This window comes from Pseudomonas sp. Sample_20 (assembly GCF_004307585.1).
Lineage (GTDB): Bacteria > Pseudomonadota > Gammaproteobacteria > Pseudomonadales > Pseudomonadaceae > Aquipseudomonas > Aquipseudomonas atacamensis.
In genome coordinates this window covers 112947-125213 of record NZ_RCOA01000073.1, presented here as the reverse complement: position 1 = coordinate 125213, position 12267 = coordinate 112947, and the positions used below count along the sequence as shown (strand labels likewise).

General features: G+C 62.0%; 13 protein-coding genes. 6 read left to right on the top strand and 7 right to left on the bottom strand.

The window, feature by feature from the left end; all coding sequences use genetic code 11:
• Window positions 1–319, bottom strand: a 319-nt coding sequence (locus D8U70_RS16595) for a patatin-like phospholipase family protein (protein WP_177433975.1), incomplete at its 3' end; no start/stop codon positions are given.
• A gap of 214 nt (window positions 320–533) precedes the next feature.
• Here D8U70_RS16595 and D8U70_RS16590 point away from each other — a divergent pair.
• The 3 genes from D8U70_RS16590 (at window position 534) to D8U70_RS16575 (ending at window position 2711) form a co-directional block, all read left to right on the top strand.
• Window positions 534–812 (top strand): hypothetical protein, encoded by a 279-nt coding sequence (locus D8U70_RS16590; RefSeq protein ID WP_016770894.1) that lies wholly within the window; start codon window positions 534–536, stop codon window positions 810–812.
• Between the two features lie 106 nt (window positions 813–918).
• Window positions 919–1680, top strand: a complete 762-nt coding sequence (locus D8U70_RS16585) for a CHAD domain-containing protein (RefSeq protein ID WP_122507532.1) — start codon at window positions 919–921, stop codon at window positions 1678–1680.
• Between the two features lie 236 nt (window positions 1681–1916).
• Window positions 1917–2711 (top strand): thioesterase family protein, encoded by a 795-nt coding sequence (locus D8U70_RS16575; RefSeq protein ID WP_130929319.1) that lies wholly within the window; start codon window positions 1917–1919, stop codon window positions 2709–2711.
• Window position 2712: 1 nt separating this feature from the next.
• Here the strand turns inward: D8U70_RS16575 and D8U70_RS16570 are convergent, their stop codons facing one another.
• From D8U70_RS16570 to D8U70_RS16560, 3 genes are all read right to left on the bottom strand, one after another.
• A complete protein-coding gene (locus tag D8U70_RS16570; protein WP_041478386.1) occupies window positions 2713–3078 on the bottom strand; it encodes an Mpo1-like protein in 366 nt (121 codons plus the stop codon).
• 202 nt (window positions 3079–3280) lie between these two features.
• Window positions 3281–4762, bottom strand: coding sequence for a methyl-accepting chemotaxis protein (locus D8U70_RS16565; RefSeq protein ID WP_130929318.1), 1482 nt, complete (start codon window positions 4760–4762; stop codon window positions 3281–3283).
• 207 nt (window positions 4763–4969) lie between these two features.
• On the bottom strand, window positions 4970–5776 hold the full coding sequence (locus tag D8U70_RS16560) for a TatD family hydrolase (RefSeq protein WP_130929317.1): 807 nt from the start codon (window positions 5774–5776) through the stop codon (window positions 4970–4972).
• A gap of 234 nt (window positions 5777–6010) precedes the next feature.
• Here D8U70_RS16560 and D8U70_RS16555 point away from each other — a divergent pair, with 234 nt between their 5' ends.
• The 3 genes from D8U70_RS16555 to D8U70_RS16545 all read left to right on the top strand — a co-directional run bounded on the left by D8U70_RS16555 (window position 6011) and on the right by D8U70_RS16545 (window position 8538).
• Entirely contained in the window at window positions 6011–7432 is a 1422-nt protein-coding gene (locus D8U70_RS16555; RefSeq protein ID WP_041478391.1) for a transglycosylase SLT domain-containing protein, read from the top strand.
• Window positions 7433–7545: 113 nt separating this feature from the next.
• Window positions 7546–7980, top strand: a complete 435-nt coding sequence (locus D8U70_RS16550; RefSeq protein WP_130929316.1) for a DoxX family protein — start codon at window positions 7546–7548, stop codon at window positions 7978–7980.
• A gap of 249 nt (window positions 7981–8229) precedes the next feature.
• The gene (locus D8U70_RS16545; RefSeq protein WP_041478394.1) at window positions 8230–8538 is read left to right on the top strand and encodes a hypothetical protein; all 309 of its coding nucleotides are present in this window, start codon (window positions 8230–8232) and stop codon (window positions 8536–8538) included.
• Window positions 8539–8544: 6 nt separating this feature from the next.
• Here the strand turns inward: D8U70_RS16545 and greB are convergent, their stop codons facing one another.
• Genes greB through D8U70_RS16530 form a run of 3 tightly spaced genes read right to left on the bottom strand, consistent with a single transcriptional unit; the run spans window position 8545 to window position 12264 of the window.
• Entirely contained in the window at window positions 8545–9042 is a 498-nt protein-coding gene (gene greB, locus D8U70_RS16540; RefSeq protein ID WP_016770885.1) for a transcription elongation factor GreB, read from the bottom strand.
• A 34-nt stretch (window positions 9043–9076) separates the two neighbouring features.
• A complete protein-coding gene (locus tag D8U70_RS16535; protein ID WP_130929315.1) occupies window positions 9077–11581 on the bottom strand; it encodes an ABC transporter permease in 2505 nt (834 codons plus the stop codon).
• The gene (locus D8U70_RS16530; RefSeq protein WP_016770883.1) at window positions 11581–12264 is read right to left on the bottom strand and encodes an ABC transporter ATP-binding protein; all 684 of its coding nucleotides are present in this window, start codon (window positions 12262–12264) and stop codon (window positions 11581–11583) included. Before D8U70_RS16530 ends, D8U70_RS16535 begins: the two co-directional genes overlap by 1 nt.
• Window positions 12265–12267 lie beyond the last annotated feature (3 nt).

Below are 12267 nucleotides of genomic sequence, written 5' to 3'. Positions count from 1 at the left end.
AGGGGATGCGCAGGTCTTCGATGTTGATCTCGCCGACGATCTTGCGAATCTGCCCGAAGACCTTTTCGCCGCGAATCGCGCCGAGACGAAAACTCACATCAACCAGGCGCAGCACGTCGAGGTAATCGAGGCTTTCGATCCAGCGCCGGTACTCATCCAGTTTGCCGGCGGCATAGATCCCGCCGACCACCGCGCCCATCGAACAACCGGCAATGCAGGCGATGTCGTAGCCGCGTTTTTCAATTTCTTCGATAACGCCGATATGGGCATAGCCCCGGGCGCCACCGGAGCCCAGCACCAGTGCGACACGCTTTTTCATCAAACTTCCTCCCGACAAGCCTGCACAATGCACGCATCGGCCAAGCGGCTCAATCGCCAAGGTCGTTGCGCGAAGCGGTGACGTCGTTTTTCGTTCGCGGCGCACGCTTGCGCGCTATGCTCTGCGCCACGTGGTTTGACCGGTCAGCGAGGCACTTTTTCGCCGCTTGACCGTCTTACCTGCACGACTGTTGACCTACCTTGAGGTGTGAGTGATGAAAGCCTGGATCTGTGTACCGTTGATGGCTCTGGTTCTGGCCGGTTGCGCCGGCAAAACCGCGTACCGCGACAGCTGCGGCAGCCAACTCGACGCGGCCTGGCACGAACTGGACCTGGCCAAGGCTGAAGGCTTCGCCGGCACCGTCAGCTATTCCAAAGCGCTGTCGCTGCTGACCGCCGCCAAGACCCAGCAACAATTCGAAGGCTTCGAAGGCTGCAGCAAGAAGGCCGAAAAAGCCCGCTTCTACATCCGCGAATCCCGCGCAGGACGTTAAAAAAGCAGCTGCAAGCTTCTAGCTGCAAGCGGCAAGCTTAAAGCGACCGCGTTCAGCTTGAAGCTTGTAGCTTGCAACTTGAAGCTGTCCTACGGAGTAGACCCCCATGATCGATCGCTTGGTGGCTCATGTGTTGAGCCTGGATGTGCGGCTGCTGGCATGTCAGGCGCGCTTGACTGCGCGCACTGATCCGGAGGCGTTGCATGATTTGCGCACTACGGTGCGGCGGTTGCGCAGTCTGTTGCGGCCGTTGCGCGGCTTGCCGGGTGTCGAGCAACTGGAGGCGGCGGCTTCGGCAGTGGGTGATCTGACCACGCCGTGGCGTGATCGCGAAGTGCTGGCGGCGTATCTGCTCGAGCATGATCAACCCGAGGCTGCACAGCGGCGTCTGGCGCAAATGGCCGAGGCGTATCCGGCGCTGGCGGCGAGTGCGGAACTGGCTTCGCTGCTGATGATTCTCGACGCGTTTCCACGATTTTTGCGCGCGTCCCAGCGTCAGGGGCTGCTCAAGGATCTGGATAAACGCATCGAAAAACGCCTGGGCAAACAATGGCAGAAACTCGATGCGGCGCTGCACGATCCCGCCCATGACCGCCATCGTCTGCGCCTGCTGATCAAGCGCGTGCGCTATGGCATCGAAGCCTATCCCGAGCTGGATCGCTTGCCGAAACCGGCTTACAAACGCCTGAAATCGGCGCAAGGCGCGCTGGGCGACTGGCACGATTGCTGGCAATGGCTGGCCCGCGCCGAGCAGGAAGCCGATCTGCAACCGTGCGTGGCCACCTGGCAGGCAGGGTTGATCAAGGCAGAGCTGAAAGCCGATCAAGTGCTGGAAAAGCTCAGCGCGACGTGTTTCAAACACTCCTGAAGATGGCTCTGTTCCCCTGTGGGAGCGAGCCTGCTCGCGAAGAGGCCGTGTCAGTCGCAATCGTTGTCGACTGATCGACCGCTTTCGCGAGCAGGCTCGCTCCCACAAGGTGATTTGTCGCTTGAAGGAATCGGGCCAAGGCCTATCTGTCAGCCCATTTGACCGGAATAGACGCTGCGCCGCCGCCCGGGGCTGGGTAAGATCCGCGCATTCCTTTCTCGTTTTCCGAGGTTGTCATGCGCTTTTGCGATCTGCTCGATGCTGTCCGCCAACAACCTGAAGTGACCATCCCCGCCGAATGGGGGCAGGGCCGGGCCAGTTTTGGCGGGCTGGTGGCCGCGCTGCAATTTGAAGCCATGCGCGCGAGGGTGCCGACGGAGCGCCCGGTGCGTTCGCTGGCGATTACCTTTGTCGGCCCGGTCGAGCCGGAAGTGCCGGTGAGTTTCGAAGTCGACGTGCTGCGTGAAGGCAAAGCCGTCAGCCAGGTGTTGGGCCGCGCCATGCAAAATGGCCAAGTGGTGACGATCATTCAGGGCAGCTTCGGTGCCTCGCGGCCTTCGGAAGTCGCCGTCGCAGCCTATCCGGCGCCCACCATCAAACACTGGGACGAGTGCCAGGAGCTGCCGTACATCAAAGGCGTGACCCCGGAATTCATGCGCCATCTGGCGATGCGCTGGAGCGTCGGCGGTATTCCGTTCTCCGGCACGGCCTCGCGCTTGATGGGCGGCTGGGTGCGGTTGCGTGGGGATGTCAAAGAGGAGCCGGTCAACGAGGCGCATCTGCTGGCGCTGGTGGATGCTTGGCCGCCGGCGCTGTTGCCGTATCTGAAGAAACCGGCACCGGGTAGCACGCTGACCTGGACCATCGAATTCGTGCAGCCGTTACAGGACCTGAGCACGCTGGACTGGTGCCAATACCTGGCCGACATCGAATACGCGGCCGACGGCTACGGCCATGTCGCCGCGAAGTTGTGGAGTGCGAAAGGGGAGTTGATTGCCATGAGTCGGCAGACCGTGACGATCTTCGCCTGACTCAATGCCGACGGTGGCGCTCACGCCAGGCGCGCCACCAGCCACCGCTGAGGAAGAACCGCGGAAAGGTCAGAAACTGCTCGACCAGCAAACGTGACACGGCATCTTTGCGATCACTGAACGGCTCGGAGGCTTGCGCCTCCAGACCGTGGCCGTGGCGCTGCAGACCCAGCGCCGCGACGATACCGATCACGCCGATGGCGACGCTGGCCAGGCTCAGGCTGAACACCCCCGACACGATCAGCAGAAACGCCACGATGAACAGCGGCACGGCAATCAGGTGCAGGACCAGATTGGTCGGATGCTGATGGTTGCCCGGGTAAGCGCGCCATTGCCACGCGGGAAGGTTGGGGTGACGTTTGCCCATGTTTGCTACTCCTCGATCCATGTTGAACACATGCTTGAAGAATAGGCCCGGGCGCGGAGGGCGGCGAATCAAGGTTGGCTATTGAAGTGATAGCCGTCATCGCAGGATTCGATGTAGATGCCTCTGACGCCTTCGCGAGCAGGCTCGCTCCCACATTGATTCAATGGTGCATGTGGGAGCGAGCCTGCTCGCGAAAGCGGACTCACAATTTCAACTGACCTATCGCCTTGTTCAACGCCCCGGCCAACGTCGCCAGCTCATTACTGGTGGTCGCCGAATCCACCGTCTGCTGCACGGTGTTCTCGGTCACGTCACGAATACTCACCACCGCCCGGTTCATCTCCTCGGCGACCTGACTCTGCTGTTCCGCCGCCACGGCAATCTGCGTGTTGCTTTCGCGCATCTGCGCCACCGCTCCGGTGATTTCCGCCAGCGCCGCGCCAGCCTCCTGCGCCTGCTGCACGCAGTCGTCGGCCTTGTAAGAACTCTCCTGCATGAAATCCACCGCATCGCGGGTGCCGGCCTGCAACGCGGCGATCATGCTGGTGATCTCGTCGGTGGACGCCTGCACGCGCTTGGCGAGGTTGCGCACTTCATCGGCGACCACGGCAAAGCCGCGACCCATCTCCCCGGCGCGCGCGGCTTCGATCGCCGCGTTGAGCGCGAGCAGATTGGTCTGTTCGGCAATGCTGTGAATCACGCTGACCACGCCGTTGATCTTCTGACTGTCCTCGGCCAGGCGTTGAATCATTTCTGCCGTCTGCTGCACGCCGCTGGACAACCCGGCAATCGATTGCTGCACGCGCGCCACCACCTGCTGACCGCTTCCAGCGAGACCATCGGCGGTTTTCGACAGATCGCGGGTGGCGCCGGCGTGTTGCGCGATGTGATAAACGGTGGCGGTCATTTCGTTGATCGCGGTGGCAGCCTGGTCGGTTTCGCTTTGCTGGCCGAGCATGCCGTGGCGCACATCATTCATGCTCGAGGCCAGCCGCGCAGCGCCGTCATCCAGTTGTCGCGCGGTGCTGGCAACGGTGGTTACGACGCGTTGATAGCCGGCCTGCATGGCGTTGAAGGCATTGGCCATCTGCCCGACTTCGTCCTTGCCCACCAGCGGCACACGAGCAGAAAGATCGCCGGTTTTTTCAACGTGCAGCATCACGTCTTTCAACGTGTTGAGCTGGCTGAGCAGAAAGCGGATCAACAATTGCGAGGCACCGAGCATCGCCAGCATCAGGATGAATACCGCCAGCGCATAGTTGGCGAAACGCTCGCTGAACACCTGGTTCAGGCTCGGGGCGTAGGCGATGACCGCCACTTGCTCGCCGTCGGCACGGCTGAACACTTCGGCGCCGATCAACGGATTCTCGCCAAACAGCGGCATTTCATTGGTGGCGTTCCAGCCGTTGCTGCCGCTGATTTCCAGTAGCGGTTGATCGTTGAGACGCGGCGCTTCACCGCGCTTGAAGGTCAGCACCTGGGCGGATTTGGGCAAAGCTTGCCCGGTCGGCCAGGCCTTGAGCAACTGCGCCTGCGCCTGCGCGGACACCTGCGCGGCGTGGCTGCGGGCCTGTTGTTCGAGATGTACGGCGTACAGCACCAGCAGCAGGGTGGTGACAAAGGCGACCGCGTTGACCGCCCAGAATTTGTATTTCAGCGAGATGTTGCTAAGCCAGGCACCCATGGAGGTCTTCTCTGATAGCGGAAACAGTTTTGGCAAGGTGCCATTATTGTGCCGCTATGCAGATTTGGGAGTTTTGATATGAATCAACAGATGCCGAGATCTATTGTGGGAGCGAGCCTGCTCGCGAAAGCGCTGCGTCCTTCAGCCCATTTGTAGCTGATCCACCGCCTTCGCGAGCAGGCTCGCTCCCACAGGGGACGTGTGCAGTCAGATGAGAATGGGGAGTTTAAAAAACGCCCGGGCACACGCGGTGGTATGTGCGGCCAGCGCTTCCTCGGTCTCGCCGCGATGCAACGCCACCTCGCGCAGCACTTCGCTCAGATACGCCGGCTCATTGCGGCCGTTTTTCGGCTTCGGCCGCAACGTGCGCGGCAGCAGATATGGCGCGTCGCTTTCCAGCATCAGCCGTCCCGCTTTGATCTCTTTGACCAGCGGATGCAGATGCGTGCCCCGGCGTTCGTCGCAGATCCAGCCGGTGATGCCGATGTGCAGATCCAGATCGAGGTAGCTGAACAAGGCCTTTTGCTCGCCAGTGAAGCAGTGCACCACCGCCGCCGGCAGTTGATCGCGGAAGTCCTTGAGGATCTCCAGCAGGCGCTGGCTGGCATCGCGCTCGTGCAGGAACACCGGCAATTGCAGCTCGACGGCCAGCGCCAGGTGTTCTTCCAGGACCTTTTCCTGTTGCGGGCGCGGGGAGAAGTCGCGGTTGAAATCCAGCCCGCATTCGCCCACCGCGACGACGCTGGATTCGTTCAACAGACTGCGCAGACAACGGGCACTGTCAGCGTTCCAGTCGCTAGCCGAATGCGGGTGAATACCGGCGGTGGCGAACAGCCGTTGGCCGCTTTCATCCAGTTGCTGGCACAGTTCCAGCGCCTGCTCGCTGCCCTCGACGCTGGTGCCAGTCAGCACCAGTTGGCAGACGCCTGCGGCATAGGCGCGGTCGAGCAAGGCCTGGTGTTTGTCGGCGAAACTGGGGTTGGTCAGGTTGACGCCGATATCGATGAGTTGCATGGTGCTACCTCGGGCCGAAGGCCGGAAAGCATATCAGAGCTGTAGATTTATAAGAAAAGCCAAGAACTACAAAGACTTATGGCTGTCTGTTGAGGCCGCGAAGAACTCCGGGGTGGCGACGATGCCATCACTGTGCCAGTCTCTCGCACTTTATCAGCGCTCAAAGCGCTCTGTTTTCGTCGGTGATGTCGTCCCTTTTGCGACGAATAGCCCCGTATTCTTTTCGGAGAGTGGATGCATCGTCCCTCGGTTCTGCTGCTGTTGTGTGCTGCGCTGCTGCTGCCGATGACGGCGGTCGCGCGCCTGCCCGGGCCGCTGCAAGCCGTGCCGGCGAGCAAGGTTCGCGACCTCTCGGACATTCGCAGCAGCCGCGTGTTGCGGGTGTTGGTCAATCAGAGCCGCAACAGCTCCGGCGAGGTCCAGGGTCAGGCCATCGGTGTCGAGTACCACCGACTGCGCGCGTTCGAGCAATACCTCAATGGCCATGCTCGCGACGGCCAGGAAGTCACCCTCAAAATCATTCCCAAAGCCAAGGATCAATTGCTCGGCGCTTTGCAGCGCGGCGAAGGCGACATGGTCGCTCCCGGTGAACTGCTCGATCTGCCATCGGGCTATGCAGTGGCCAGCAGTGAGCCGATTGCCAGCAACGTGCCGCTGGTGCTGGTCGGCATCAAGGGCCAGCGCCGTTACACCAAGGTCGAGCAACTGTCCGGCAAGACCCTGGCCTTGCCCACCGGTAGTGCGGCGGGGGAGGTGGTCAGTCAGCTCAACCAGAAACTGGCGCTGCACAAACTGGCGCCGATCAATATCGAGTGGGTCGATCCGACGCTGGCGGTCGAAGATGTGCTGGAGATGGTCCAGGGCGGGATTTTCCACCTGACCATCGTCGAGCAACCGATTGCCGAGCGCTGGGGCAAGATCTTGCCGAAGCTGCGTCTCGATCGGCAACTGAGCCTCGGCGAGCCGGGGGAAGAACATTGGTTCGTGCGGCGTGATGCGTCGATGTTACGCGCGAGCATCGATCGCTTCCTCACTGGTTACAAGAGACCGTCGGACGAAGACGCCGCGTTCCTGCGCATCTATCGACGCCTGTATCAAGTACACAATCCGCTGGCCAAGGCCGATCGTCAGCGTCTGGAAAAACTCCGTCCGACCCTGCAGAAGCATGCCGACGCGCAAAACATGGACTGGCTCAATCTGGCGGCGCTGGCGTTCAAGGAATCGCGTCTGCAGCCCAACGCTCGCAGCGGCAGCGGCCCGACCGGGCTGATGCAGATCACCCCGTCCGCCGCGCAACGGGTCGGCGTGAGCAATATCCAGAATCTCGATGCGAATGTGCAGGCCGGCGCCAAGTACCTGGCGATGATCCGCCGCAAGTTCTTCAGCAGCCCGAAACTCAACGAGCGTGAGCGCATGGCGTTCACCCTCGCCGCTTACAACATCGGGCCCGAGCGCGTGCAGGGCATGCGCGCCGAAGCCCGCCGCCGTGGTCTCAATCCCAACCAGTGGTTCTTCCAGGTGGAGCGCATTGCCATGGAGCAGGTGGGGATGGGCGCCGTCAGCTATGTTAATAGCGTGAACAAGTATTACCTGGCATTCGACCGGGAGCGTGAGTCGCTCGAGCCCCGGCAGCAGAAAGTGGTCACACGTAAATAATCTAAAAATTCGATTGTTATGGCGAAATATTTGCGCTTTAAACATGAAATAAACTGATTAATATGGCGACCAACCCAAACACACAAACACTTCTGCACAACAAGGAATGCACCATGAGCTCTCTGATCAACAAGGTTCTGTTCACCCGCGCCGGTTACGGCCTGACTGTCCTGCGCATTGCTGTCGGCGTGATCTTCGCCGCCCACGGTTCGCAGAAACTCTTTGGTCTGTTCGGTGGTTACGGCCTGGCCGGCACCGCGCAATGGATGGAAAGCATCGGCCTGACCCCGGGCTATCTGATGGCCTCGCTGGCCGGCGGTACCGAGTTCTTCGCCGGTCTGGCGCTGATCATCGGCCTGCTGGCACGCCCGGCGGCACTCGGTCTGGCGTTCCTCTCGCTGGTGGCGATCTTCTCGGTGCACATCGGTAACGGTTTGTTCATGGCCAACAACGGTTATGAGTTTGCTCTGGCTCTGCTGGCCGGCAGCATCGCGGTACTGATCGAAGGTGCCGGCAAGCTCTCGGCGGATCGCGCCATCGCCAGTTGAAGGCTCTGGCTCAAGGCAAAGGCCCGCATTGCGCGGGCCTTTTTTTGTTGCGGGGGATTCTTGACACTGATCGGTCACGTTCTCTAGGATGTTGCCCATGCGCCGATTTAAACAGCTACTTGCGGGGCGCCAGGTGACTTCTACAGTTACCGTCAGAAGCCGGAACAGGGCTTCGAAATACCGCTAAAGCGCTGGTTCGGTGTTGCCTCTCACCTGCCATGCAGACTTTTGAGGCAGAGACACGACACGATGAACGCATTACGCCCTCCTGCACGTCCCGCGCCGATCACGGCACATGTCACCCAGCGCAACCCGAAAATTCTTCTTGGCGGCAAACACCAGCCGACGCTGTTGCGTTATCTCGATGGCTGGCCACGTCGCAGCGGCGGTCCTGCCGCGTTCCTGATCCAGTTTGTCGATGACGGCGAGTCGCTGGCGCGTTTCGCTACGGACAGCTTCGATCTGGCGGTGATTCAGGCGCCGAGCGCAGAAGATGCGCCGGAGATGATCAAGCAACTGACCCGCGTTGCACGGCAGGGCCTGATCACTCGGCGCTGATCAGTCTTACGGGTATTCAATCGCAACGATGTAAACGAACTGCTCGCCGGTCGGCGTTTGCACCCGCACTTCCGCGTCGAGTGCCTTGCCGATCAGCGCGCGGGCCAGCGGCGAGTCGATGCTGATCAAGCCGAGTTTGAGGTCCAGTTCATCAGGGCCGACGATGCGGTAGCGCGATTGCTTGCCGTCTTCGTCTTCGATGGTCACCCAGGCGCCGAAATACACCTTGTTTGGATCGCTGGGTTTTTCGCTGACTACCTTGAGCGCTTCCAGGCGTTTGGTGAGAAAACGCACGCGACTGTCGATTTCGCGCAGCATCTTTTTGCCGTAGGTGTACTCGGCGTTTTCCGAACGATCGCCCTGCGCCGCCGCTTCACTCACCGCCTGGGTGACCTGCGGGCGACGTACATGCCACAACTCATGGAATTCGGCGCGCATCCGCGCTTCACCCTCGGGGGTGATCAGCGCGGTGCCGGCGGTGCGGGGAGGGCGATAACGGCTCATGGCGACTTCTTGTGATTAAGACCGCGTGAGTCTATCAACCCTCGCGCAACACTGTCAGCGGGCTGGCGTTCAGCGCCCGGCGAGTGCCGAACACACCGGCGCCACCAATCAGCGCGGCGCCAATCAACGGCAGCACCAGCAGCCATGGATGCGGATGCCATGGCAGATCGAAGGCGAAGCGGTACAGCACCAGACTGACCACCTCCGAACCGATCGCCGCGAGCAGACCGCTGACCGCACCCAACAAACCGAACTCGATACGCCGCGCCTTGATCAGCAACTGCCGCTCGGCGCCCAGCGCGCGCAACAGCGCACCCTGACGGATGCGTTCATCCAGCGTAGCTTGCAGGCCGGAGAACAGCACCGCCATCCCCGCAGCCAGAACAAACAACAACACATATTCCACCGCCAGGGTGACCTGAGCGAGGATGCTGCGCAGCTGTTCGAGCAAGGCCTCGACCTGCAGGATGGTCACCGCCGGGAAGGTCCGCGACAGCTCGACGATCTGCTGATCATGCCCAGGGGCCAGGTAGAAACTGGTCAGGTAGGTCGCCGGCAGATCCTTCAAGGTGCCGGGCTGGAAGATCATGAAGAAGTTCGGCTGGAAGTTGTCCCAGTTGATCTCGCGCAGGCTGGTGACCTTCGCTTCGCGATTGACCCCGCCGACGCTGAATACCATGTGATCGCCGAGTTTGAGTTTCAGGCTTTCGGCCACCTTGCCTTCCACCGAAACCCCCGGCACGTCGTCGGACGGCTGACCGCTCCACCACGAGCCGGCGGTGAGCTTGTTGCCGGCCGGCAGATCCGCCGCCCAGGTCAGGCTCAGGTCACGCTGGATGGCGCGGTCACCGGCCGAGTCCTTGCTGACGATTTGCTGCACCGCCTCGCCATTGATGCTGATCAACCGACCCGGCACCACCGGATACAACGGCGCCGCTTGCGCCGACACCTTGATCAGGTGATCGGCGAAGGCCTGCTTGTCAGCCGGGAGGATATTCAGCGCGAAATAGTTCGGCGCGTTTTTCGGTAGCTGGTTTTGCCAGGTGTCGAGCAGTTCGCCGCGCAGCAGTGCGATCAGCGCCATCGACAACAGGATCAGACCGAACGCCAGTGACTGCCCGGCCGCCGCCAATGGATGCCGCAACAACTGGCCAAGGCCCAGACGCCATGGCAACGAGGCGCGGGCGAGCATGCGGCGCAGGCTTTGCAGCAGCAACAACAGCAGGCCGCCCAGCACCAGCGCGGCGACTACGCCACCGCCAAGGAGGGCGAAGGTCAGCAGCAGATCCAGACTGAGACGCCACATGATCAAGCCCAGCGCCCCCAGCGCCGCGCCGTAGACCATCCATGTGCTCGAGGGGATCGGCAGCATGTCGCGGCGCAATACCCGCAGCGGCGGCACGCGACCCAGTGCAGCCAAAGGCGGCAAGGCAAAACCGGCCAGCGCCACCAGCCCGGTGCCAATCCCGGCCATCGCCGGAAACAGGCCACCCGGTGGCACGTCACTTGGCAGCAAATCATGCAGCAGGGCGAACAGACCCAACTGCGCCAGCCAACCGAGCAGGGCGCCACTGATGGCGGCAATCAGGCCGAGCACCGTCAGTTGCAGGCTGAACAGCACCATGGTTTCCCGGCGCGACAAGCCGAGGCAGCGCAGCAAGGCACTGGCGTCGAAACGCCGACTGGCGAAACGGTTGGCTGATAGCGCCACGGCCACGCCAGCCAACAACACCGCGACCAGACTGGCCATGTTCAGGTAGCGCTCGGCCTTGCCCAGCGCGCCGCCAATCTGTCGGTTGCCGTCACGGGCATCCTGGATTCGCTGATTCGCAGCCAGCCCCGGTTTGATCAACTCGCGATAGGTCTCCAGCGCCTGCGGTTCACCGCGCCACAGTTCCCGATAACTCACCCGGCTGCCGGGTTGCACCACGCCGGTGGCGGCGAGGTCATCGAGGTTGATAAGCACCCGTGGCGTCAGGCTGTAGAAGTTGCCAGCGCGATCCGGCTCGTAGGTCAGCACGCGGGTCAGCTTCAAGGTCTTCATGCCGACGTCGATGCTGTCGCCTATCTTCAGATCCAGCGCGGTCAACAGACGTGCCTCGACCCAGGCTTCACCGGGTTGCGGTTCGCCGCCGACTTCTTCCTGGGCAAACGGCGCGGGCGCGCTCTTCAGCTCGCCACGCAATGGATAGGCGCGGTCGACGGCTTTGATGCTGGATAACTGAATGCCGTTGTCGGTGGCAATGACGCTGGAAAACTCCACCACTTGTGCATGATTGAGGCGCAGTTCGGTGCCGCTGCGGATTTGCTCCTCGCGCGCCGGCGAGCTGCCTTCAAGGACCAGATCGGCACCGAGAAACTCGGTCGCGCGCAGCATCATCGCGCCGTTGAGGCGGGCGCCGAAGTAGCCGATCGCGGTGCTCGCCGCGACGGCCACCACCAGCGCGAAGAACAACACGCGCAATTCTCCGGCGCGGGCATCGCGCATGAGCTGGCGCAGGGCAAGACTGAACAGACGCAACAGCGGCAAACGTGCCATCAAGGCTCCAGAGGGGCGACCAGCAGCCCGGCTTCAAGACGGATCAGGCGCCGGCAGCGATGGGCCAGGCGTTCGTCGTGGGTCACCAGCACAAGGGTGGTGCCGCGTTCCTTGTTCAATTCGAACAGCAAGTCGCTGATGCGCTCGCCGGTGTGGCTGTCGAGGTTGCCGGTCGGCTCGTCGGCGAACAGCACGTCCGGTTCGGCAGCGAAGGCGCGGGCGATGGCCACGCGCTGCTGTTCACCACCGGAGAGCTGGCGCGGCGAGTGGGTCAGGCGCTGGCCGAGGCCGACGCGCTGGAGCAATTGCGTGGCGCGCTCGCGGGCATCTTTGCGGCCATCGAGTTCGAGCGGCAGCATGACGTTTTCCAGCGCATTGAGGCTGTCGAGCAACTGGAACGACTGGAAGACGAACCCGACGTGCTCGGCGCGGATTCGTGCGCGCTGGTCTTCATCGAGATTGCTCAGGCCCTGGCCGGCGAGGGTGACTTCGCCGCTGCTCGGCAGGTCGAGGCCGGCGAGCAGGCCGAGGAGGGTGGATTTGCCGGAACCGGACGCGCCGACGATGGCCAGGCTGTCGCCCTTGTTCAGTTCCAGGCTGAGTTCGTGCAGGATAGTCAGTTCACCTTCCGCGCTAGGGACCACTTTGCTGAGGTTCTTCGCGGTGAGAATGCTTGCGCCCATGGA

Coding starts and splice junctions, on each gene's coding strand:
- D8U70_RS16555 (WP_041478391.1), top strand. CDS start 6,011: ATGCATCGTCCCTCGGTTCTGCTGCTGTTGTGTGCTGCGCTGCTGCTG.
- greB (WP_016770885.1), bottom strand. CDS start 9,042: ATGAGCCGTTATCGCCCTCCCCGCACCGCCGGCACCGCGCTGATCACC.
- D8U70_RS16530 (WP_016770883.1), bottom strand. CDS start 12,264: ATGGGCGCAAGCATTCTCACCGCGAAGAACCTCAGCAAAGTGGTCCCT.
- D8U70_RS16560 (WP_130929317.1), bottom strand. CDS start 5,776: ATGCAACTCATCGATATCGGCGTCAACCTGACCAACCCCAGTTTCGCC.
- D8U70_RS16585 (WP_122507532.1), top strand. CDS start 919: ATGATCGATCGCTTGGTGGCTCATGTGTTGAGCCTGGATGTGCGGCTG.
- D8U70_RS16590 (WP_016770894.1), top strand. CDS start 534: ATGAAAGCCTGGATCTGTGTACCGTTGATGGCTCTGGTTCTGGCCGGT.
- D8U70_RS16535 (WP_130929315.1), bottom strand. CDS start 11,581: ATGGCACGTTTGCCGCTGTTGCGTCTGTTCAGTCTTGCCCTGCGCCAG.
- D8U70_RS16565 (WP_130929318.1), bottom strand. CDS start 4,762: ATGGGTGCCTGGCTTAGCAACATCTCGCTGAAATACAAATTCTGGGCG.
- D8U70_RS16575 (WP_130929319.1), top strand. CDS start 1,917: ATGCGCTTTTGCGATCTGCTCGATGCTGTCCGCCAACAACCTGAAGTG.
- D8U70_RS16570 (WP_041478386.1), bottom strand. CDS start 3,078: ATGGGCAAACGTCACCCCAACCTTCCCGCGTGGCAATGGCGCGCTTAC.
- D8U70_RS16550 (WP_130929316.1), top strand. CDS start 7,546: ATGAGCTCTCTGATCAACAAGGTTCTGTTCACCCGCGCCGGTTACGGC.
- D8U70_RS16545 (WP_041478394.1), top strand. CDS start 8,230: ATGAACGCATTACGCCCTCCTGCACGTCCCGCGCCGATCACGGCACAT.